This is a genomic window from Mesorhizobium kowhaii, from assembly GCF_042431665.1.
Taxonomy (GTDB): domain Bacteria; phylum Pseudomonadota; class Alphaproteobacteria; order Rhizobiales; family Rhizobiaceae; genus Mesorhizobium; species Mesorhizobium kowhaii.
In genome coordinates this window covers 35,270-56,925 of the sequence record NZ_JBHLYT010000030.1, presented here as the reverse complement: position 1 = coordinate 56,925, position 21,656 = coordinate 35,270, and the positions used below count along the sequence as shown (strand labels likewise).

The following is a 21,656-nucleotide window of genomic DNA, read 5'->3' as shown; positions in this document are numbered from 1 at the left end:
ATCGATACCTGACAGGGATAGTCAACATTGTCTTACCGATTTTGATCAAGCGCCGAGACGCAAACTTTCGTGATTTGCCGGTAATTTGGCTTGGACATTATTTCGCCGGCCACGTAACAAATCAGCGCCGAGACGCGAAAATCGGGGAGTAACTCTTGTGACCGGCAAGGATGAGGCCGAGCTTTCCCGGCTGATGCGGGCCGCGATCGCGGGAGATGAAAAGGCCTACGCCGACTTTCTGCACCGGATTGCCGCGCTGGTTCGCGGTTTTGTCAGGCGCAAGATCGTGCAGGGCGGGGTCGATCCCGAGGATGTCGTGCAGGAAACCTTGCTGGCCATTCATGTGAAACGACATACCTGGCGCCAGGATGCGTCGGTGTTGCCGTGGGTCTATGCGATCGCCCGCTTCAAGCTGATCGACGCGTTCCGGCGGCGAGGACGGCGCATCGAGATCGATGTCGACGACATTGCCGAGACCTTCGCCGAGCCTGAACCGGAGACCGTCAGCGAACGCGACATCAACCGGGCATTGGACGGCCTGTCGCCGGCACAGCGTTCCGTGGTCTCGGCCGTATCAGTCGAGGGGCGGTCAATCGGCGAGACGGCGGCAAAGTTCGGCATCAGCGAGACGGCGGTGCGGGTGTCGCTGCATCGGGGACTTGCCGCGATAGCCAAGCGATTCGGGCAGGGGCGATTCGGGCGGGAATGACATGAGGACGGATGATCTCATCAAGGCGCTGGACGCCGATGCCCGCAGCAAGGCGATGCCGCTGCGCTCGGCCTGGTGGATGGCCGCCGGTGCGGCTGCCATCACCGCGGCCATCGTTTTCCTGCTGACGATCGGCCCGCGTCCGGACTTCATGGCGGCCGCGCACACGATGCGCTTTTTCTCCAAATTCGTCTTCACCATCGTGCTTGCCGTCAGCGCCTTTGCCCTGATCCGCGCCCTGTCGACACCCGGCGCCCCGACAGGCCGGGCAATGGCTGGGATGATCGCCGCACCGCTGTTGGTAGCCGTGGCCGTGGTTCTTGAGCTGTTGGCCGTGCCCCAGGCCGACTGGGGCACAAGGATGGTCGGCTCAAACATGATGATCTGCATGGGGTTCATTCCGCTGATCGGAATTGGTCCGCTTGCCATCTTCCTGTGGATGCTGCGCTACGGCGCGCCGACGCGGCCGGTGCTTGCCGGTGCGGTTGCGGGCCTGCTTGCCGGCGGGCTTGCGGCGACGTTCTACGCCGCGCATTGCTTCGACGATTCGCCGCTTTTCGTCGCCACCTGGTACACGATAGCGATCGCGGTCCTCGCGCTGCTTGGCGCGCTCGGCGGGCGGTTTTTCGTGCGCTGGTAGCGTCACGCCGCAATCACAACCCCATGCACACCGATCCTTAATCATGCCGACAATTGTTTGTCGGTTACCAACCGCGCCGGCATGCCGGACGCAACCATTCCTTAAAATCGATCCGCCAGGGTTGTCGCGACAACATGCGTTTGCGCACGGGGGTGGCACGTATCGTGATGTGGCGAGGCTTGACCGGCCGAAAATCTCTTGGGCACGCAGGGTTCGCGGTGCTCGTGGCCGGCCTCTGTGTCGTGACGGCCTCGATCCTGCCGTCGCGCCTGGATCTCGGCACCGAGGCGCTGAAACTCTGCCTGCAGATCTCGGTGGGGGTGGCGATGGGTGCATTGTTCCTCGCCGTCCTGTTCAACCGCCGGGTCAGTGAGGATCGCCGGCAGATCGCGGAGAGCGAGCAGCGCTTCCACCGCGCCATGGAGGACTCGGCGATCGGTATCGTCGTTGTCGGCCTCGACGGGCGCATTCTCGAGGCCAATCCGGCCTTCGCCGCCATGCTCGGCTACAGCCGCGAGGAGATCGAGGCCCAGACCTTCTTCCAGATCACGCATCCCGACGATGTCCAGATCGGCCGGGAAACGATGGACGCTCTGAGAGCGGGCACGGTCAATTCCTTCCACTTCGAGAAGCGCTACCTCAGGAAGGACGGCACCCCGATCTGGGCCCATCTTGCCGGTTCCGTCATTCGCGACGAAAACAGCGGCCATCCGCTCTATCTCGTCTCGCAGATCGAGAACATCGACGCGCGCAAGCAGGCCGAGGCGCGCATTGCCGAAGCGGAGACGCGCTGGAATTTCGCGCTGGCCGGCGCCGGTCAAGGCGTCTGGGATCTCGACATGCGCAAGGGTGGCACGACCTATTCCTCGACCTGGGTCAAGATGCTGGGCTATGCGGATGGCGAACTCGACAGCGATCCCAACCACTGGCTGACGATGATCCATCCCGACGATCGCGAGACCGTCGCCGAGGCGGACCGCGCCCATCTTGACGGCAATACGCCCTACTTCGAAGCCGAATTCAGGATGCGTCACAAGGATGGCCACTGGATGTGGATCCTCGACCGCGGCAAGGCCATCGAGCGCGACGAGGATGGCCGCCTGATCAGGGCCATCGGCAGCCTGACCGACATCACCCGGCGCAAGGAGGCCGAAGCACGCCTCACCGTGTCGGCGGCGATGCTGGCCGATGAGAAGGAGCGGCTGAGGGTGACGCTGCAGTCGATCGGCGATGCCGTCATCTGCACCGATGCCGCAAACCGCGTCACCTTCATGAATCCGGTCGCCGAAAAGCTGACCGGGGTTGCAGGCGGCGAAGCCCTCGGCAAGATGCTTGGCCATGTCTACTGGGCGGTCGACGAGGAGACGGGGCACAGGATCGGCGTCACCCGACCCGCGATCGGTGGCCGGGCGCCCGCCGACCAGAACAGCCGCGCCGTTCTCGTCCGGCGCGATGATACCCGCTGCAGCATCCGTCAGGTGGTGTCGCCGATCATCAACGAGCGGAACGAATTCTGCGGACTGGTCATCGTCTTCCAGGACTTTACCGATGCGCGCGCACTGCAGCGCCAGCTCGCCCACGCGGCCGCGCATGACGCACTGACCGGCCTCGCCAATCGTTCGAGCTTCATCCGCGCCATGGAGGAACTGGTCGATCAGGCGCGCAAGGACGACACCTCGGGCAAAGGCAGCGGCCATCAGTTCATGTTCATCGACCTCGACCACTTCAAACTGGTCAACGACACCGGCGGCCACGCAGCCGGGGATGCCTTGCTCAAGCGGGTTGCGGAGGCGGTTCGCGGCGTGCTTGGCCCCGAAGACATCGTCGCGCGCCTGGGCGGCGACGAATTCGCGGTCATTCTGAAATCGGGTTCGGCAGCCGGCGCCAAGATCGCGGCGCGATCCATCATCGATGCGATACGCGGCCTGGACTTCACCTGGGATGGCCGTCCTCACGTCATCGGCGCCAGCATCGGGCTGGCTGCGATCAGCGCCAATTGCGGCGAAGTCGACGAGATCATCGCCAGGGCCGACGCCGCTTGCTATGCGGCCAAGGCGGCCGGCCGCGGATGCGTTTGTGTGGCGCCGGACGACAACCGTTCAAGCGGCAAGACCGAGACGCCGCTTGCGGCGGCATCCTGATCCGGTCGATCAACCCCAGACCTGATTAGCGCGTCGGAACGGGGTGCTCGCCGCGATAGTCGTAGAAACCGCGCCCGGTCTTGCGGCCGAGCCAGCCGGCCTCGACATATTTGACCAGCAGCGGGCAGGGGCGGTATTTCGAATCCGACAGGCCTTCATGCAGCACCTGCATGATCGACAGGCAGGTATCCAGCCCGATGAAATCGGCAAGCTGGAGCGGCCCCATCGGATGGTTGGCGCCGAGCCGCATGGCGGTGTCGATGGCGTCGACCGAGCCGACACCCTCATAGAGCGTGTAGATCGCCTCGTTGATCATCGGCAACAGGATGCGGTTGACGATGAAGGCCGGAAAATCCTCAGAAACCGTGATCGTCTTGTCGAGCTGCTTCACATAGGTCTTTGCCGCCTCGAAGGTCTGGTCCTCGGTGGCGATGCCGCGCACCAGCTCGACCAGCTTCATCAGCGGCACCGGGTTCATGAAATGGATGCCGATGAAGCGCTCCGGGCGGTCGGTCTGCGCGGCGAGCCGCGTGATCGAGATCGACGAGGTGTTGGTCGCCAGGATGGCTTCGGGGTTGAGCTGCGGACAGAGCTGGGCGTAGATCTTGCGCTTGACCGTCTCGTCCTCGGTCGCCGCCTCGATCACCAGATCGGCGCCGGCAAGATCGGCCATCGTCGGGGCGGAGGCGATGCGTGCCATCGCCTCGTTGCGCACCTTCTCGTCGAGCTTGCCGGACCCCACCTGGCGGGCCATGTTGCCGCTGATGGTGGCGATGCCCTTCTCGATGCGGTCGGGCGATATATCGTAGATCAGCACCTTGTAGCCCGAAAGCGCGGAGACATGGGCGATGCCGCCGCCCATCTGGCCCGCGCCGATGATGCCGATCGTCTCGATCTTGCTCATTACACCGATCCCGTCAAAAGGCCTTTGCGGCCTGCTTTTTGTGCGGTGCAAACTAAAAGGGCGGGGCGACTTCGTCTACCCCGCCCCTCACTATTTAATACGCTTTGGCAGAAGGCGTCAAAGCGCCTTCTGCAGCTCCGGCAAAATGACGAAGAGATCGCCGACAAGGCCGTAGTCGGCGACCTGGAAAATCGGTGCCTCCTCGTCCTTGTTGATGGCGACGATGACCTTGGAATCCTTCATGCCGGCAAGGTGCTGGATGGCGCCGGAGATGCCGACGGCGATGTAGAGATCGGGGGCAACGACCTTGCCGGTCTGGCCGACCTGCCAGTCGTTCGGCGCGTAGCCAGCATCGACCGCGGCGCGGGAGGCACCGACGGCGGCACCGAGCTTGTCGGCGACCGGCAGGATGACTTCCTGGAACTTTTCCGCCGAACCCAGCGCACGACCACCCGAGATGATGATCTTGGCCGAGGTCAGTTCCGGGCGGTCGGTCTCGGAGAGCCTGTTCTCGACGAAGGTGGACAGGCCGGGATTGGCCGCCGCCTTGATCGTCTCGACCGAAGCCGAGCCGCCCTCGGGCGTCGCCTGGAAGGAGGCTGTGCGCACAGTGATCACCTTCTTGGCGTCGCTCGACTGCACCGTCTGGATGGCGTTGCCGGCATAGATCGGCCGCTTGAACGTATCGGGCGAGACGACTTCGATGATCTCGGACACCTGCGCGACATCGAGCAGGGCAGCCACGCGCGGCGCGACATTCTTGCCCGACGAGGTCGCCGGCGCGATGATCGTGTCATAGGAACCGGCGAGCGAAACGATCAGCGCGGCCATCGGTTCGGCGAGACGCTCGGTGAGTTCGTCGGCCTCGGCGAGCAGCACCTTTGTCACGCCCCTGAGCTTGGCGGCGGCGTCGGCAGCCGGCTTGGCGCCCTTGCCGGCAACCAGCACATGGACGTCCGAACCGATCTGCAGGGCCGCCGACAGCGCCTTGGCGGTCTGGTCGGAAAGGGTTGCGTTGTCGTGTTCAGCAATCAGAAGAATAGCCATTTTCTTGTTCCTTTCCCGATCGCTTACAAAACGCCGGCTTCGTTCTTGAGCTTGTCGACCAGTTCGGCGACGCTCTTGACCTTGACGCCTGCCTTGCGGCCGCTCGGCTCTTCGGTCTTGAGCACTTTCAGCCGCGGCTTGACGTCGGCGCCGTAGTCTGCCGGGGTCTTCTCGTCGAGCTGCTTCTTCTTGGCCTTCATGATGTTGGGCAGCGAGGCATAGCGCGGCTGGTTGAGGCGCAGATCGGCGGTCACAATCGCCGGCATCTTCAGTTCCACCGTCTGCAGGCCGCCGTCGACTTCGCGCGTCACCTTGGCCTTGTCACCTTCGAGCACGATTTTGGAGGCGAAGGTGCCCTGCGCCCAGCCCAGAAGTGCCGCCAGCATCTGGCCGGTCTGGTTGCTGTCGTCGTCGATCGCCTGCTTGCCGAGAATGACGAGGCCGGGCTGTTCGGCGTCGACGACGCCCTTCAGCACCTTGGCGACGCCGAGCGGCTCGGTCTGTTCGTCGGTCTTGACCAGGATGGCGCGGTCGGCGCCCATGGCAAGCGCGGTGCGCAAGGTCTCCTGCGCCTGCTGCGGGCCGATCGAAACAACGATGATCTCTTCGGCCTTGCCGGCCTCCTTCAGCCGGATCGCCTCTTCCACCGCGATCTCGTCGAACGGGTTCATCGCCATCTTGACGTTGGCGAGTTCCACCGCCGAACCGTCAGCCTTCACGCGAACCTTGACGTTCGCATCCACAACCCGCTTTACGGGCACAAGGATCTTCATTGCCTGTCACCTCTTCAAGATAATTAGGCGCGCTATAACAGCCTGCGCCCTTTCTGAGTTGTCGAAAGCCGACATTCCGGATGGAAATTCTGGTCTTTGACCGCCTTGGGCTGCGACGGAGACGTTTCCGTAGTTGCGACGACCCTGCACGTCAATACGCCGCAAGCCGCTCAAATCGGTTCAGTCCGAACTGGAAGCGGTTCCTCGCCCCCAGCGCGGCGTGTTGGCGGATGGGTCGGACGTAACCGTGTCGGCGGCAACGGGCGGCTGTTCGGGAGGAGCGGCAACGGCAGCATCGTCGTCAGCGCCGGCAAACAGCGGCACGCCGCGGCTGCGCAAGACAAGCACCAGCACGGCGCCGGCAATGATGCCGCCGATGTGGCAGGCCCAGGAGATCTGGTCCTCGCCGCCGGCGGCAAACATCACCACCTGGAACAGCACCCACAGGATGAGCGGGATGAAGGCCGGAATGCGCAGCGGGATGCGGGCAAAGGCGAGCACCCACACTTTTACCCTGGGATAAAGGATCAGATAGGCGACGACCACGCCGGCGATGGCGCCGGACGCGCCGATCAGCGGCACCTGCGAATCCCAGGCAACGAGGCCCTGGAAGGCGGCTCCGGCGACCGCGCACAAGAGGTAGAAGATGAGGTAACGGACGTGGCCGAGGGCGTCCTCGACATTGTCGCCGAACACCCACAGGAACAGCATGTTGCCGCCGAGGTGGAAGATGTCGGCATGCAGGAAGGAATAGGTGAGGTAGCTCAGGCTTTCGGGGACGACGACAAACCGAGGATCGAGCTCGGCGGTGTCATGGACGACGGCTGGGATGAAGCCGAGGCCGAGCACGGCGGCATTGGTGAAGTTCTCGCCGCCGAGCGCGGTGGCGCAGTAGACCAGAGCGTTGACCACGATCAGCCCGATCGTCACATATTGCAGGCGGATGTGCCGCAGCCTGTTGGTGTCGTAAAGCGGGATGAACATCGGTCCCTGGCCCCCTCGCGCTTTCGGACAGTTCAGCGGTTCTTGCCGGGAACCCATAGCACGTCGGCATTTCCGTTGTCATTGACCGCCCGGGCGGCGACAAACAGGAAATCCGAGACGCGGTTGATGTATTTCAGCCCGTCGCGGTTGACGTGCTCGCTCGGGTCCTGGGCCAGGGCCACCATCAGCCGCTCGGCTCGCCGCGCCACGGTGCGGGCGAGATGCAGGGCGGCGGCCGCCGGCGTGCCGCCGTTCAGCACGAAGGATCTGAGCGGCTGAAGGTCCTTGTTGAGCAGGTCGATATCCTTTTCGATCCGGTCGGTCTGCGTGGCGATGATTCGTAGCGGCTCATAGCCGAGCGGCTTGCCGTCATCGGGCACGGCGAGGTCGGCGCCGAGGTCGAAGAGATCGTTCTGGATGCGGGAAAGCATGGCGTCGATCGCCGGGTGGGTTGTCGCGGTGTGGACCCGGGCCATGCCGATGCAGGCATTGGCTTCGTCGACCGTGCCATAGGCGTCCACCCGCAGATCGGACTTCAGCCGCCGTTCGCCGGTGCCGAGACCCGTGGTGCCATCATCGCCGGTGCGGGTGTAGATCTTGTTGAGCTTGACCACGTCGCCTCCCGAACGGCCTCACTTGCGGGTGAAATACACCGCCAGCAGGATCAGCACCAGCGCCACGGCCTGCAGCAGAACACGCGCCTGCATCAGCTTGTTCGAGGTGACGCCGGAACCACCACGCATCATGTTGATGAGACCGCGAACGAGCACGATCACGACGGCGACCATGACCAGAACGGCGAGGATGTTGAAGACGGTTGCCATGGTGTGTTCCCAGTTCGGTTGGTTCAGGCGCGTTTGGCAAGGAAGCGGTAGAGCATCGATGCGGGCAGGATGCGTTTGAGCACCGCGCCGATCTTAGCCGGCACTGTTACCACATAGTGCGGGCGCGGGCGCCGCGACAGAAGTGCATGGCGTAGTGCCGCGTGAACCACTTCCGGCCCTGGCTTCAGTGCCGATTGGCTGCCGCCGGCCCGCAGCCTTTCCAGTTGCGCCTCATAGTCGAGGCGGTGGACTGAGTTCTCGTGATCGATGTTCTTCAAAAACCAGGGAAGCGCATTGCTGGCGATTTTCGACGTTACCGGCCCGGGCTCGATCAGCGAGACATGGATGCCACTGCCCCTAAGTTCCTGATGCAGGCACAGCATCAGACCTTCCAGCGCGTGTTTCGAAGCCGAATAGGCGCCGCGAAAGCGCACCGGCGCGAGACCGAGGATCGATGAGCAGTGGACGATGCGGCCATGGCCCTGTCGGCGCATCACCGGCACCAGACGGCGGGTCAGGTCATGCCAGCCAAAGAAATTCGCCTCGAACTGCTCCTTGAGCGCTGCCACCGGAAGATCCTCGACGGCGCCGGGTTGAGCGTAAGCGCCATTGTTGAACAGGGCGTCGAGCCGGCCGCCTGTGCGATCGAGCACGGCCGCCACCAGGGCGGCGATGGAATCTGGTTCGCAGTAGTCGAGGTAGAAAGCCTCGATGCCGTCAGCCTCGAGCGCGGCGATGTCGTCGGGTTTTCGCGCCGTCGCGAACACCCGCCAGCCTTCAGCCTTCAACGCTCGCGCGCAATGGGCGCCTATTCCCGAAGATGCGCCGGTGACAATGATCGAGCGCAACTCTTCCGCTGGAGAATTCATGGTTTGACGAAGGGTTGCCATTTGCCGCATTCACTTCCCATATTCGCGGCGTCGAGACAATCGAAGGGAGCGCGGGTCCTTGCTGCGGAATATTGTCGCCCTGCGCCGCGTGCTCTACGACGCACTTGGCCATTTCAACACCGATGACGGTTGGGCGATGGCCAGCCATCTGGCGATCACGTCGTTGATGGCGCTGTTTCCATTCCTGATCTTCGCCACGACGCTGGCGAGCTTCCTCGGCGCCCAGGCCTTTGCCGACACGGCTGTGCATCTGGTCTTCGACACCTGGCCCGAACAGATCGCCAAGCCTATCGCGCGCGAAGTGCTCAATGTGCTGACCGTCAGGCGTACCGACCTGTTGACCTACGGCGTGCTGCTTGCCGCCTACTTTGCCTCGAATGGCATCGAGGCGCTGCGCACTTCGCTCAACCGCGCCTATCGAGTCTCGGAAACGCGCGGCATCGTCTACCGCCGGGTGCAGAGCATCATCTTCGTGCTGATCGCGACGGCCGGTTTCCTGGCGATCAGCGTGCTCCTGGTGTTCGCGCCGCTGCTGGCGCGGCTGGCCGAAGCCCATATCGAAGGGATCAAGCCCTATATGGGCACGATCACGCTATGGCGTTATGTCATCGCCTCGGTGGTCATTGTCGGCGGATTGTTTGCCGTGCATTTCTGGCTGCCGGCGGGCAAGCGCCGCTTCGTCTCGCTGGTGCCGGGCATCATCTTCACGCTGGCGGCATGGCTTATCGGTTCGACCGTCTTCGCCACCTATCTCGATCACTTCTCGTCTTATGTGACGACCTATGCCGGCTTGGCGTCGATCATGATCGCGGTGGTCTTCCTCTACATGGTCTCGGCGATCTTCATCCTCGGCGGCGAGCTCAATGCCGCGATCAGCCGTTATCTGGAGGCACGCGCACGGGTCGGTTAAGATTGGTCGGCTGAGATTTGGTCGACCGAGCCGTTGCCAGGCCAACGCCGAATGTCGTGATTGCCATGCCGGCAATCTGCAGCGCATTGAGCTGCTCGTCGAACAAGGCCCAGGCGATGACGGCCGTCACCGCCGGCACCAGGTAGAACAGCGAGGCCACTTTCGACATCTCGCCGTCGCGGATCATCACCATCAGCAGGAAGATGGCGCCGAGCGACAGCACCAGCACCAGCCAGGCCATGGCGAAGATCAATTCGCCGTTGATGACGACGGTGCTGGTCTCGAAGGCGAGCGCGGCGAGGATCATCAGCGAGGCGCCGCCGACATATTGCCACATGGTCGCCGCGACGAGGTCGCCGCCGGAGGCGAAGCGCTTTTGCCAGATGGTGCCGGCGCTCATGCCGAGCACCGACACCAGCGAGGCGGTCAGCGTCGCCGCCGTCACGCCGCCGCCGAGCGCGCCCAGCTTGGGCCACAGCACGATGACGATGCCGATGAGACCGATACCAAGGCCGGCCCAGTGACGCGGCAGGATCGCCTCGCCGAGAAACTTGCCGGCAAGCACGGCCGTGATCAGCGGCTGCAGGCCGACGATGAGAGCCGAAAATCCGGCCGGCATGCCTCGGTGGATGGCCCAGAAGACAGCGCCGAGATAGACGCCATGCATCAGGATGCCGGCGCCAGTGGCGTGCAGCGCTTCGGTGCGGGTGGCTCTCTTCGAACCCAGCACGAGCATCAGGACGCCGAGCAGGATCGCAGCCAGGACAAAACGCGCGGCAAGGAAGTCGAACGGCTCGGCCCATGGCATGGCGTAGCGCGCGCCGATGAATCCGGTCGCCCACAGGACAACGAAGGTGGCGGGGATGAACCGCTTGATGCTGTGCATGTTCCGGAGACCGCCACGCTGGGGAGAAATTGATCGTGGCGCTGCTCTAATGCGGTTCAAGCCGGCGCGCAAAACGAAACGATTGATCCATGCATCACGGGAATTCAACGGGTGGCGAATTTGGCAGGCGGTTTCCCTGGCCTCACCGGGATCAAAGCCCGACCATCCGCCTGACGTTGTCCACTGATGCGCCGGCATCGCGCAAGGCGGCAAGGCCGGTGTCACCCAGGCTCTTGGACAGCTTTCGTCCATCCGGCCCGAGGATGAGACGATGGTGGAAATAGGCTGGTTGCGGCAATCCGAGGAGTTCCTGCAGCAGGCGCTGGACGCCGGTGGCGGAAAACAGATCCTGGCCGCGCACGACATGGCTGACGCCTTGCAGAGCATCGTCCATGACGACGGCGAGGTGGTAGCTGGTCGGGATATCACGGCGCGCCACGATCACGTCGCCCCAGTCCTGCGGCCGGGCTTCGACGGAGCGAGACGCGACGAGCGTCTCATCGGCGAATTCGGCCCATGCGAGGTTCTTGCCGACCCGCGCCGTGGCGGTGCCGACATCCAGTCGCCAGGCGAAAGGCGCATTCTCGGCGATCCGTCGCTTGCGTTCCTTCACCGGCAGCGCCTTGTCGGCGGCGGGGTAGAGTGGCACGCCGTCGGGGTCGCGCGGCCAGTCGCGCCCGCGCTCCTCGCTGTCGGTGATGAAGGCCCGGATTTCGCCACGGCTCATGAAGGCGGGATAGACGAGCTCTTCCTCGATCAGCCGCTCGAGCATCGCTCGGTACTCGGCGAAATGCTCGGACTGGCGCCGCACGGGCTCTTCCCAGCCAAGCCCCAGCCATTTCAGATCGGCAAGCACGCCCACCTCGAATTGCGGCGTGCAGCGCGTCGTGTCGATATCCTCGATTCGCAGCAGCAGGCGGCCGCCGGCGGCACGCGCCAAGTTCTGATTGAGCAGCGCCGAATAGGCGTGGCCGAGATGCAGGTCGCCGTTGGGGCTGGGGGCGAAGCGGAATGTCAGGAGTGTCATCTCTCCGGCGGCAATCCTGTTTTGCGGCGCTTCGCCAATTGCTACCTTGTCGAGGGTCAAGGAACAAGAAAGCATGCAACGCATCGCCACATCAGACGACATTGCCCGGGGGCTCGATGCGCTTTGCGTGATCGACCCGCGCCTGGAAAAGGTGCGCGGCATGGCTGGCGAGGTGCCGTTGCGGCTTTCCGAGCCTGGGTTTCGAAGCCTTGCCTCGATCATCGTCTCGCAGCAGGTGTCCCGCGCCAGCGCCGATGCGATCTTCGGCCGGCTGACGAAATTGGTCGATCCGCTGACGCCGCAGGCGATCCTCACCGCCGGCGAAGACATGTTTCGCGAGGCCGGCCTGTCGCGGCCGAAGCAGCGTGGGCTCATTGCCATTGCCCAGGCGGTGGCCGACGGCCTCGACCTTCATCACCTTTGTTCGCTCGATGCCCAGGAGGCGATCGCGGCGATGACGGCGGTGTCTGGCATCGGCCCATGGACGGCGGAAGTGTATCTTCTGTTTGCCGCCGGCCACCCCGACATTTTTCCGGCGCGCGACGTCGCCTTGCAGAGCGCGGTCGGTCATGCGCTCGGTATCGAGCCGCGTCCGCCGGAGAAAACACTGATCGCATTGGCCGAATCATGGAGCCCGTGGCGAGGTGTCGCATCGCGGCTTTTCTGGTCCTATTATCGCGAAACCAGAGGGCGGGATGCCGCGCCACCCGCCTGAATTCGCAAAAAAGCATAAAAATCATGCTTTTTTGGCGTTTCAGCGACGCGACAATCCGCTTCACATCCCTGTCATGTCGGGCTTACAGTATCCGCGCCGATCGGTTCGAGAACTAGGAGGTAAACGAGGTGACGGTTGCCGTATCTCCGGATGGGCTTCCAGCGCTGGTGCTGAATGCGGATTACCGTCCGCTCAGCTATTACCCCTTGTCGCTCTGGTCCTGGCAGGATGCCATCAAGGCGGTGTTCCTCGACCGGGTGAACATCGTCGCCGAATACGAGCACGCCGTCTCCTCGCCGACCTTCTCGATGAAGCTACCGAGCGTCGTCAGCCTGAAGGCCTATGTGAAGCCGTCCAGGCATCCGGCCTTCACCCGCTTCAACGTCTTCCTGCGCGACCGCTTCCAGTGCCAGTATTGCGGCACGCCGGAGGATCTGACCTTCGATCACGTCATCCCCCGCCATCGCGGTGGCGCGACGACGTGGGAGAATGTCGTTGCCGCCTGTTCGCCCTGCAATCTCAGGAAGGGCGGCATGATGCCGGCGCATGCCAGGATGTGGCCGCTGCAGAAGCCGTTCCAGCCGACGGTGCACGACCTGCACAACAACGGCCGCCTGTTCCCGCCCAACCATCTGCATGAAAGCTGGATGGATTATCTGTACTGGGATGTCGAACTGGAGCCTTGAGATCGTTCGAGAATTCGGGAGGCTGGCCGCCTGAAGCGATTTTCTGCGCTTCCGGTGCTCAGGGACTTGCTTAAATGTCCGCTCCGCTCGTCAACTGCGTCGACCCCAAAAATCACTTCATACGACTCAGCCTGCCGAATTTTTGCGCGAACTCTGCGTCGCGCCGCTCGATCGAACTTTGCTCAGTCGCGGATGAGAGCGCCGCGGAAGGCGACGGCGGCCAGGACAAGGCTGGCGATGGCGTTCCAGCCGGCCAGCGACAGGCCGAGGATGCGCAGCGCCGCCTTGTCGCAGGAGGGCGGCACGAATTTGTCGAGCGCGTCGAGCACGCCCTTGCCGCCGGTGTCCACCGGTCCGGCGCCCGCGGTGCAATCGGTCGGGCCGGCCCACCACTGCCATTCGACGCCTGAGTGATAGACGCCGAGATAGAGGCCGTAGAGCATCAGCAGGCCGCCGACGGCCAGCAGGCCGCGCGTCAGCCATGCCGGGGCGTGCAGCATGGATGCAAGCACCGCCAGCAGCATCAGCGGCACGCCGATGTAGTAGGGCGTGCGCTGTTCAAGGCAGAGATGGCAGGGGATGTAGCCGCCGAGATACTGGAAGCCGAGCGCCGAGCCGACGGTGGCGGCCATGGCGATGGCGAGAAACAAGGCCGTGCGCGTCCGCTGGCGTCCGGTGTCGACATTCATGGTCGCTGTCATGGGTTTTCGTCCGTTGAGTTCGCCGCCGGCCCTTTATCCATGTCGTCCCAACACCGCTGGGCACTTTTGGGCGACATGGACTAGAACGCGTATTTGACGAGGATATAGAGCAAAATCAGGGCAGCCGCTCCGGCGCCCGCGATCAGTCCGAGGCGCTTTTCGATGAACACGCGGATCGACTCGCCATAGCGGCGCAGCAGCCATGCCAGCAGCAGGAAGCGGGCGCCGCGCGCCACGATGGCCGAGATGATGAAGATCAGCAAATTGACGTGCAGGGCGCCGGCAAGGATGGTGACGACCTTGATCGGCGGCAGGTGCGCGAGACCGGAGGTAACGAGCAGCACCAGCATCAGGCCGGTGCCAGAATTCTGCCAGCGCTCGAAGGTCGACAGGCCGCCGAAATGCTCCAGGATCGGACGGGCGATGGCGTCGTAGGCGAAATAGCCGATCATCCAGCCGGCGATGCCGCCCAGCACCGAGGCGGCCGTGGCGGTCAGCGCATAGCGGTAGGCGCGGTCGGGGCGTGCCAACGCCATCGGCAGATAGAGCACATCGGCCGGCACGAAGAAGAACGAGCTTTCAATGAAGGCGATGATGGCAAGCCACCATTCCGCGGATTTCCTTGCCGCCAGCGACAAGGTCCAGTCGTAAAGTCCGCGAAGCATCGGCACTCCTAATGCGTGTCGTCCAAAAGTGCGCAGCGGTTGGGGGGCATGCAGAAACAAAGACCCAAAGCGCGCCATCTATCCCGTCAGACGCGCAGCACTTTGATGGCCGCCTGTCTAGAAAGATTTTCCGCGCTGCACAATGGCAGTCCCGTCACGAAATCGAAAGGCGCAGTATGGTCGCATCCGGGCCGTCGACAATTGGCCAGTTGACGAACAGGCCTCCAACCGTATAGTCCGCGCCCATCCAGGCCTCCCGGCCTGAGCCCCTATGGCGGAATTGGTAGACGCGCTCGACTCAAAATCGAGTTCCGCAAGGAGTGCTGGTTCGATTCCGGCTAGGGGCACCATTTCCTGCTGAAAATGCTTTACTTCCAGTAGGATACAAGAACTGGATGGATTTCCATCCACCCGAAAACCCACCGTGGAAGCTTCGTTGGCAGCCCTGTGTAGCCCGTACCATGGCCGTCTAGGCGAAAAATGGGGGTATTGGTTTGTATGCCTACCTATTAGGGTCGTGACCGCTGCGGCTTTCCAGCCTCAAGCAAACATCCTCGGCGTCGGATGAGGGACGACAGGGGTTTGAAGTAAGTTGATGATCGCCATCGTCACGAAGAACGTCATTCACGGCCCATTCCCGCCGTTGACCGACAGTCCCACCGCTATCATTCAGCTTCCCCGAAGCGGCCATTGGTGTCGGCGGGAGCGTCAATTCTGCGGACAAAATGACCAAAGAAGGATGCCTAGGGCATCCAATTTGCGGCATGCTCACCTCGATAGTTTGGCCAACAGCAGACATGCCGTTTTGGCGGTGTGGTAGCGGCGCCACTTCGATGGGTGTAGGGTGATCGGCATACTGCATGTACATGCAGGGGCACGATGGTGAGTAGTTCCCCGCTCGACCGGAAGATGCTGGCGATCCTGGCGGCCGATATGGTCGGCTATTCAAAGGCGATGGAGGCCGATGAGGCCGGCACCATTGAGCGATTGAAATCCGTTCGTGCCGAGCTGTTCGACCCCACCATCTCCCTGCACCATGGCCGCCTCATCAAGCTCATGGGCGATGGCGCGCTTGTCGCCTTCGACAGCGTGGTCGACGCAGTCGCCTGCGCAGCGGAAATCCAAAGCGCGGCGGCCGCGCGCAATGAAGGTCTGCCCGAGCCTGAGCGCATCGTGTTCCGCATCGGGGTCAATCTGGGTGACGTTGCGCTGGTTGACGGCGATGTCTATGGCGATGGCGTCAATGTCGCCGCGCGATTGCAGCAACTCGCTGATGCTGGCGGCGTGATCGTGTCGGGCACAGCCTTTGACCATCTGCAAGGCAAGCTTGATTGGTCCCTCGATTTCGCTGGCGAGCAACAAGTAAAGAATATCAGCCGTCCGGTGCGGATGTACCGGCTAAGGCTCGATGGCAAGCGGCCGCGCTGGACCTTGCGCAAGGCGATGCCGCGCTGGGTTGGGACGGCGGCGGCCATCGTGCTATTTGCTCTGCTGGGCGGCGGCGGGACATGGTGGTTCTTGCATTCAGCTGCTCTGGGTGCCAAGCCGTCGGTCGCAGTGCTGCCCTTCAACAACTTTGGCGGCGACGACGCCACCGGGCGTCTGGCCGATGGCCTCACCGAGGACATCATCACCGATCTCGCGCAGTTTCCCGAACTCGACGTCGTGGCGCGGAATTCGACGGAAGTTTACAAAGGCAAGCCGGTGGATGCCCGCCAGGTCGCGAGTGCGCTCGACGTCGGCTATGTGCTGGAAGGCTCGATCCAGCGGCAAAATGGGCGGGTGCGGATCACCGCGCAGTTGATCGATGCAAAAACCGGCAACCATCTGTGGTCGGAGCGATGGGACCGGCCTGCTGAAGACGTATTCGCCGTTCAAACCGAGATCGCCGAGCAGGTCACCAACCGTCTCGGCAACGGCGTGGGGCTGATTCAGGGAGCGGGGCGGGCTGCAGCGAAGCGTAAACGGCCGGACAACTTGACTGTCTATGATTACTATCTGCTCGGAACCGAAAGGATTGAAAAGATTACCGTAGCGGATGAGGAGGAGGCCATCAGGCTGCTCAACCTCGCTGTCGAGCTGGACCCGGAGTTCGCCCGCGCCTGGGTGGAACTTTATCATGCTCATAACATATTGGCTGGCTTCGGTATCAATCCCGAGAGCGAGATCAAGGCGGCCGCCGATGTAGCCGAACGCGCGGTGCGGCTCGATCCGAGCGACGCCGAGGCGCACGCCGTTTTTGGCATGAGCCTCAAAGTCAAGGGCGACAACGCCCGCGCCAAGGTCGAGCTGGACACGGCCCTCCGCCTCGCTCCGGGTTCGGCCGAAATCCTGACATTCTATTCCGGCTTTGCGGCAGGCTTCGACGAACCCGAACGCGGCGCTCAGTTGGTCGACCAAGTTATACGGCTCGACCCGAATTACCCGATGTGGGCAACTGGTTTCTACTCCACTGCCTATTTTATGGCTGGCCGCTATGAGGACGCCTTGAAGATGCTGGAGCGCAAGACGCCCGATAACTACGGCAATTGGAATTGGGTGGTGCGTAGCAGCTCCCTCGCGGCACTGGGTCGAACCGATGAGGCGAATGCTTCGGTCAGGGAAACCCTCAAACGGTATCCGGACCTGACCGTCGAGGGCATGGTTAATGAATTCAGCTTGAGCAAGAGGGAACGCGGTCGTTTCATCGAGACAATGCCGCTCGCCGGCTTCCCGCTTTGCGCCAAGCCCGAGGCGCTGGCAAAGCTCGCCAAACCTGTGCGACTACCGGAATGCGAGACGGGGTAGAATTCGCCTGGGAAACATAGAACAGCCCTGTGCAAGGTGCGCGGGCCGCCGATCGCCCCGGTACCGGCGGGCGCTGACGCAAATGGTTGCGCTGTCGGGCGTTTGTCGGGGCGACGACGGCCATTGCTAGCTGTGGTCGTATGTAAATGCCGGCTAGGGGCACCATTCTTCGACGTCATCTCTTCGAGCCGTCAGATTTCGGTAGCGTCTTCCTGTCTTGCGGGAAGATTATGACATTCGGGCTGGTGGGCAGGTCTTGCCGGTTGGCGCTGTCCGATTGTGCCGTCGTGCAGGCGTCGTTGAACGAGAGTTGCGACTTGTACTGGGCAAGGACGAAACATGGAACGCGCCCTGCAACGAGGACGCTGAAGCTAAAGCCCTATAGGACGACCACCGACAACAGCAACATGACGCCGATCCCGATCATCAGTAGGCCGGGCCAGTTTTGCGACAGACCGAGGAAACCGAGCCCGCGACGGCGCGGCTCAAGTGTCGGACCTGGCGCTGCGAGATTTGGCGTCGGGCCATCGGGCGGCGCGGGAAAGGGCGTCGGATCGCTAAGCCGCCCGCGACTAAGGACTGCGAGCGCCATGTAGACAATGCCAGCGACAGTGAGCAATGCACCGATCAGGATGACAGCCATTTCTCCTCGCTCTTTTCGCTTGGCGAACGCCCCGGATTCGCCGGTTGCCCGCTGATACAGAACGGTCAAGATGGCCGGCAGGTTCCGACAAGGGTCACCTAATGGTTCGCGGCGTGAGCCAAACGGCAACGGAGCAGCAACTCAATTTACCGTGGACGACTGGGAGCTTGCCGCCGACGAGGCCATAGCGACCTGCGGCGGGGAGCCGACCACGCTCTTTGTTGGCGGGGACGTGCCTGACATGGAGTGAGGGTTGGGCGATCAGGGGGCTTAAGCAGGTGGGAGGAACATGCTCTCTTCCTTGGCCGCCGCCTCGAATGCCTTGCGGGCGTCCTGAGAGGGCACGTCTCCTTCAATGGCGGCCATGCAGGTCTCAATCGCCTGTTTCCACTTGGGGCCGCGCTTGGTCCACCTGAGGAGTTGCTCAGCGGCGCCCTCGGCGTGACTGACCCCGAAGCGGAGCCCAGGTCGATCAGTCCTAACGTAGACCGGAGGGTTGAACCAATGGAGAGACATGAGGGGATGGTAATGGAGGTCGGGAATGTTTGGTACAGATTTCTCTGAACCGATCAGATATGCGGCAGCGCGCGATTACCCGTTGAAGTACATTGAGACTATCGGCCTCGGGCGAGGGGCACATAAAGTCTTGTGATTGCTGATAGATTGTTCGGTCTGGACGCCAGTTCGATCCAGCCTTGAGACCCCGGCTAGGGACAGCATCCCATTTTCAGGCACTGATCTTATTGGGCTCAAGACGGCTCGCAGAGGCAGACACGACAACCGTTGGAATGCACTTCGACGGTTCGATCGTCTTGAGCTCAGTGTGCCTGAAGGCATTTCCAAATGTGATTGCAAGGCCAATCAGCAGCGCGGCCCACAGACCAGGTTGTCGCAATTTCCGGTTTGGCATCAGTTACTACCGCCGGCCCAGCAAGCTCTTCATCCGGAGGCGCAGCAGGCGTGCCATGTTGCGGGTCTCGCGGTAGAGATGCAGCTGCGAGGCGGCCTGGCGGGTGAGGCGGTCGGCGTCCGGCGTCAGGCCGATCACCAGCGTGCCCATCGGTTTGCGCTCGGTCCATAGCCGGCTCATCACCGGATGGTCGGGCATGGCGCAGGAATCGGTCATCATGATGTTGGGATCGTCGAGATGCTGCCTGGTCACCTCGATCATCAGCAGCGTGCCCGGCGAACAGGCGGCCAGCGTCTCGTCATAGGCCGTCTTCCAGGTGTAGGCGACGCCGGCTTCGACGAAGACGATCAGGCAGGCAATGGTGCGGCCGTCGAGCGTCAGCGAATGGATGCGGCACATATCCTGTTCGGCGAGCCGGTGCACGGCCTCGCGGGCGAAGGCGGCGCGGTAGCGGTCGATTGCCATGGCGGTGCGTTCGCGGCCTTTCCAGCCGGCTGCTTCCAGCGACAGGAAGCTTTCGATGGCATGGCGGATCTCTTCAGGGCCGCGCGCCACGGCATGTTCCAGTTTGCCGAGATCGCCGAGGCGCCGCTTCAGGCGCCGGAACTCGCGATAATGGTGCGGGCGCAGCGAGGCCTTCAGATACTCGTCTCCGTCGGCTTCGCTGTCCAGCGCGGGGCGCTGGGTCTGGCCGGTGGTGACCAGCATCAGGCCGCGCGTCTCGGCCACGGTGGCAAGCAGGCTCGCCACCGGGCCATCGAGCCGGATGTCGGGCAGGACGAAGACTTTCGGCAGCTTGAGGTGCGGGCGCGACAGCATCGAGAAGAAGTCCTCGACGACGCCAACCGGGTCGTCCCGATCGACCAGCGGCGTGCCGAGCGGACCGAACGGGCTCGACCAGGTGCGCATGACCGGCACGCCGAGCGGTATCCCCGGCCGTTCCACCGAGAACGGCACCAGCAGCCGCAGCCGGTTGCGGTATTCGTCGCCGTCGCGGATCACGGCCAGCCGTACCTCGCGATCCTCCAGCCGGGGCATGGCCGGCGCCAGGAAGCGCGGGTTGAAGAAAACGTTCGGCTCGATCGTGCGGGTGCAGAGATAATCCAGTTCCTCGACCAGGTCGAAGCCGGCCGATGCCGGGTAGATGGCGAGTTTTCGCTCCGGCCGGTTGTTGGCGAAAATTTCGATATGGGCGGGGTCGGCGTCGCGGGTCAGCCCGGCAAGGCCGGACACCATGGCGCCGGCCGTGCCGCCGCTGGTTTCCTCAAGCAACGGGATGGCGGCCATCACGCGGCTCCTTTCGCAGGCACGAAGATGAGCATGACGATGCCGAGCTTGCGCCACACCGTGAAGGACAGCGCGCAGGCTTCGAAGATCATGGCAAAGGCGGTGGCCATCGCCGCGCCCCACAGGCCGAAAGGCGGGATCAGCATCACGTTGAGGCCGATGTTGAAGGCCAGCGTCATGGCATAGACGGCAGCGCAGATGTTCTGGTTGCCGCTCATCGTGAGCAGGCTTTCGCACGGACCGACGGCGGCGCGGGCCACGACGCCGAAAACGAGCAGGAACAGCAGCGGATAGCCACTGCTGAATTCCGGGCCGAACAGCACCAGCATCGGCTCACCCAGCGCCAGCACCAGCAGCGCCATCAGCAGCGAGGGCCAGAAGGTCCACGACACCGTCTCGCGGGCGAAGGCGACGAGCTTTTGCGGCTCGCCATGGGTGAACTGCGCATAGCGCTGGGCAACACCGGCCTTGACGGCGAAATAGACGAAATGCACCAGCGCCAGCGTCTTCACCGTGGCGAAATAGACGGCGACGTCGTTGGGATTCATATAAGCGCCGACCATCAAGACATCGGCATTGGTGAGCAGGAAGAAGAAGCTTTCGACCAGGAAGATCGGCAGCGACACGATGAACCATTGCGCGAAATGCACCTTCATCGGCCCTGCCGGGGTTCTCTTGTCCATGCGTTGGGTAACGCCGATGAGTTGACCGAGCGTGGTGACATAGGTGGCGGCGATCGAAGCGAAGATGGCGGTCTTGGCGTCCGGCGCATAGCCGGCGACCAGCATCAGCGCCATGAACAGCAGGATCAGCACCGGCCGTATCAGATAGGTCGGCGACAGCGCGAACAGCGCCCATGAATTGGCGCGCGCCAGCCCTTGCAGCAGGTCGGACATAGCGATCATCGGCAGGCAGATGACGCCGAGGATGAACGGTATCACGTAGTAGTTCTCTATCCACGGCGAAGCCAGCCAGACGCCGAGCGCGCCGAGCCCGGCGATGATGGTGGAGGCGATCAGCACGAACAGCCGGCTGGCCAGCACGATGCCGCGCAATTCGGCCAGCATGCCGCGCTCGCGGTATTCGGGAATGAAGCGGATGACCGAGGTGTGGAAGCCAAGGCAGGCGAGGTTGCCGACGATGACCATCGTCACCCAGACGAGGACGAAGATGCCGTATTCGAACGAGCCCATCCAGCGGGCCATCAGCACCTGGCTCACGAAGGCTATGACGGCGCTGATGATGCGGATGGAGAAAGCGATGACCGACATGCGGCCGGCCTCGCCGCGTTCGTCGGCGGTGAACAGCACGGCGTCGATGCGGCCTAGCAACGGTCTCATGCGCAGCGCCAAACGCTGCGGCAAGAACCGCCCGGCTGTCGTGGCCGCGGAAAAGCGCACCCCGATTACTCTCCGTTTTCCGCCTCTTTTCAGGCTTTGGTGTATCAAAGACACATTAAGAAACGGTTGGGTGAGGAGCGGTCCGCACAGCGGACGAAAAGCCAACGATTTGGCTTTTCGAGCGACG

22 protein-coding genes and 1 tRNA gene are annotated in these 21,656 nt (G+C 63.1%); 8 read left to right on the top strand and 15 right to left on the bottom strand.

Translation table 11 applies throughout. The features are described 5' to 3' along the window. The first annotated feature begins 157 nt into the window (after positions 1 to 157). From ACFFNA_RS17695 to ACFFNA_RS17685, 3 genes are all read left to right on the top strand, one after another. Complete coding sequence (locus ACFFNA_RS17695) at positions 158 to 709, top strand: sigma-70 family RNA polymerase sigma factor (protein WP_111544256.1); 552 nt, start codon at positions 158 to 160, stop codon at positions 707 to 709. Position 710: 1 nt separating this feature from the next. Then, positions 711 to 1,349, top strand: a complete 639-nt coding sequence (locus ACFFNA_RS17690; RefSeq protein WP_378920275.1) for an NrsF family protein — start codon at positions 711 to 713, stop codon at positions 1,347 to 1,349. A gap of 218 nt (positions 1,350 to 1,567) precedes the next feature. Continuing rightward, positions 1,568 to 3,490 (top strand): PAS domain S-box protein, encoded by a 1,923-nt coding sequence (locus ACFFNA_RS17685; protein WP_378920273.1) that lies wholly within the window; start codon positions 1,568 to 1,570, stop codon positions 3,488 to 3,490. A 25-nt stretch (positions 3,491 to 3,515) separates the two neighbouring features. On the opposite strand, the gene ACFFNA_RS17680 is transcribed toward ACFFNA_RS17685, so the two are convergent. The 7 genes from ACFFNA_RS17680 to ACFFNA_RS17650 all read right to left on the bottom strand — a co-directional run bounded on the left by ACFFNA_RS17680 (position 3,516) and on the right by ACFFNA_RS17650 (position 8,912). Then, a complete protein-coding gene (locus tag ACFFNA_RS17680; protein ID WP_111544253.1) occupies positions 3,516 to 4,394 on the bottom strand; it encodes a 3-hydroxybutyryl-CoA dehydrogenase in 879 nt (292 codons plus the stop codon). A gap of 117 nt (positions 4,395 to 4,511) precedes the next feature. After that, positions 4,512 to 5,441, bottom strand: a complete 930-nt coding sequence (locus ACFFNA_RS17675; protein WP_378920271.1) for an electron transfer flavoprotein subunit alpha/FixB family protein — start codon at positions 5,439 to 5,441, stop codon at positions 4,512 to 4,514. Between the two features lie 23 nt (positions 5,442 to 5,464). Further along, positions 5,465 to 6,214: an electron transfer flavoprotein subunit beta/FixA family protein gene (locus ACFFNA_RS17670; protein WP_378920269.1), complete on the bottom strand. Its 750-nt coding sequence runs from the start codon at positions 6,212 to 6,214 to the stop codon at positions 5,465 to 5,467. 180 nt (positions 6,215 to 6,394) lie between these two features. Further along, a complete protein-coding gene (locus tag ACFFNA_RS17665; RefSeq protein WP_378920267.1) occupies positions 6,395 to 7,198 on the bottom strand; it encodes a rhomboid family intramembrane serine protease in 804 nt (267 codons plus the stop codon). Positions 7,199 to 7,230: 32 nt separating this feature from the next. Next, the gene (locus ACFFNA_RS17660; RefSeq protein ID WP_378920265.1) at positions 7,231 to 7,812 is read right to left on the bottom strand and encodes a cob(I)yrinic acid a,c-diamide adenosyltransferase; all 582 of its coding nucleotides are present in this window, start codon (positions 7,810 to 7,812) and stop codon (positions 7,231 to 7,233) included. An 18-nt stretch (positions 7,813 to 7,830) separates the two neighbouring features. Next, entirely contained in the window at positions 7,831 to 8,022 is a 192-nt protein-coding gene (locus tag ACFFNA_RS17655) for a twin transmembrane helix small protein (protein WP_111544248.1), read from the bottom strand. 23 nt (positions 8,023 to 8,045) lie between these two features. After that, positions 8,046 to 8,912, bottom strand: coding sequence for an SDR family oxidoreductase (locus ACFFNA_RS17650; RefSeq protein WP_378920263.1), 867 nt, complete (start codon positions 8,910 to 8,912; stop codon positions 8,046 to 8,048). A 58-nt stretch (positions 8,913 to 8,970) separates the two neighbouring features. Between ACFFNA_RS17650 and ACFFNA_RS17645 the strand changes: the two genes are divergently transcribed. Next, positions 8,971 to 9,822 (top strand): YihY/virulence factor BrkB family protein, encoded by an 852-nt coding sequence (locus ACFFNA_RS17645; protein ID WP_111544246.1) that lies wholly within the window; start codon positions 8,971 to 8,973, stop codon positions 9,820 to 9,822. Here ACFFNA_RS17645 and ACFFNA_RS17640 read toward each other — a convergent pair. After that, on the bottom strand, positions 9,785 to 10,708 hold the full coding sequence (locus ACFFNA_RS17640; RefSeq protein WP_378920261.1) for a DMT family transporter: 924 nt from the start codon (positions 10,706 to 10,708) through the stop codon (positions 9,785 to 9,787). The two genes, ACFFNA_RS17645 and ACFFNA_RS17640, sit on opposite strands and share 38 nt — an antisense overlap. A gap of 151 nt (positions 10,709 to 10,859) precedes the next feature. After that, positions 10,860 to 11,735 carry a tRNA glutamyl-Q(34) synthetase GluQRS gene (gene gluQRS, locus ACFFNA_RS17635; RefSeq protein ID WP_378920259.1) on the bottom strand — a complete coding sequence of 292 codons (876 nt, stop codon included), beginning with the start codon at positions 11,733 to 11,735 and terminating at the stop codon, positions 10,860 to 10,862. Positions 11,736 to 11,808: 73 nt separating this feature from the next. On the opposite strand from gluQRS, the gene ACFFNA_RS17630 reads away from it, so the two are divergent. Next, the gene (locus ACFFNA_RS17630) at positions 11,809 to 12,450 is read left to right on the top strand and encodes a DNA-3-methyladenine glycosylase family protein (protein ID WP_378920257.1); all 642 of its coding nucleotides are present in this window, start codon (positions 11,809 to 11,811) and stop codon (positions 12,448 to 12,450) included. Between the two features lie 128 nt (positions 12,451 to 12,578). After that, positions 12,579 to 13,136 carry an HNH endonuclease gene (locus ACFFNA_RS17625; RefSeq protein ID WP_378920255.1) on the top strand — a complete coding sequence of 186 codons (558 nt, stop codon included), beginning with the start codon at positions 12,579 to 12,581 and terminating at the stop codon, positions 13,134 to 13,136. 182 nt (positions 13,137 to 13,318) lie between these two features. Here the strand turns inward: ACFFNA_RS17625 and ACFFNA_RS17620 are convergent, their stop codons facing one another. Together ACFFNA_RS17620 and ACFFNA_RS17615 are read right to left on the bottom strand one after the other, a co-directional pair. Next, complete coding sequence (locus ACFFNA_RS17620) at positions 13,319 to 13,837, bottom strand: disulfide bond formation protein B (protein WP_378920253.1); 519 nt, start codon at positions 13,835 to 13,837, stop codon at positions 13,319 to 13,321. 80 nt (positions 13,838 to 13,917) lie between these two features. Continuing rightward, on the bottom strand, positions 13,918 to 14,502 hold the full coding sequence (locus ACFFNA_RS17615; protein WP_111544241.1) for a YqaA family protein: 585 nt from the start codon (positions 14,500 to 14,502) through the stop codon (positions 13,918 to 13,920). A gap of 265 nt (positions 14,503 to 14,767) precedes the next feature. Here ACFFNA_RS17615 and ACFFNA_RS17610 point away from each other — a divergent pair. Together ACFFNA_RS17610 and ACFFNA_RS17605 are read left to right on the top strand one after the other, a co-directional pair. Beyond that, positions 14,768 to 14,852: transfer RNA gene (locus ACFFNA_RS17610), tRNA-Leu, on the top strand. A gap of 559 nt (positions 14,853 to 15,411) precedes the next feature. Then, positions 15,412 to 17,289, top strand: coding sequence for an adenylate/guanylate cyclase domain-containing protein (locus ACFFNA_RS17605; protein WP_378920251.1), 1,878 nt, complete (start codon positions 15,412 to 15,414; stop codon positions 17,287 to 17,289). Between the two features lie 379 nt (positions 17,290 to 17,668). On the opposite strand, the gene ACFFNA_RS17600 is transcribed toward ACFFNA_RS17605, so the two are convergent. The 4 genes from ACFFNA_RS17600 to ACFFNA_RS17585 all read right to left on the bottom strand — a co-directional run bounded on the left by ACFFNA_RS17600 (position 17,669) and on the right by ACFFNA_RS17585 (position 21,529). Next, entirely contained in the window at positions 17,669 to 17,932 is a 264-nt protein-coding gene (locus tag ACFFNA_RS17600; RefSeq protein WP_378920249.1) for a hypothetical protein, read from the bottom strand. A 270-nt stretch (positions 17,933 to 18,202) separates the two neighbouring features. Continuing rightward, on the bottom strand, positions 18,203 to 18,448 hold the full coding sequence (locus ACFFNA_RS17595; RefSeq protein WP_378920247.1) for a DUF982 domain-containing protein: 246 nt from the start codon (positions 18,446 to 18,448) through the stop codon (positions 18,203 to 18,205). Between the two features lie 400 nt (positions 18,449 to 18,848). After that, a complete protein-coding gene (locus ACFFNA_RS17590; protein WP_378920245.1) occupies positions 18,849 to 20,129 on the bottom strand; it encodes a GNAT family N-acetyltransferase in 1,281 nt (426 codons plus the stop codon). Then, positions 20,129 to 21,529, bottom strand: coding sequence for an oligosaccharide flippase family protein (locus ACFFNA_RS17585; protein ID WP_378920243.1), 1,401 nt, complete (start codon positions 21,527 to 21,529; stop codon positions 20,129 to 20,131). The genes ACFFNA_RS17590 and ACFFNA_RS17585 overlap by 1 nt, the downstream gene beginning before the upstream one ends. Between the last annotated feature and the right edge of the window lie 127 nt (positions 21,530 to 21,656).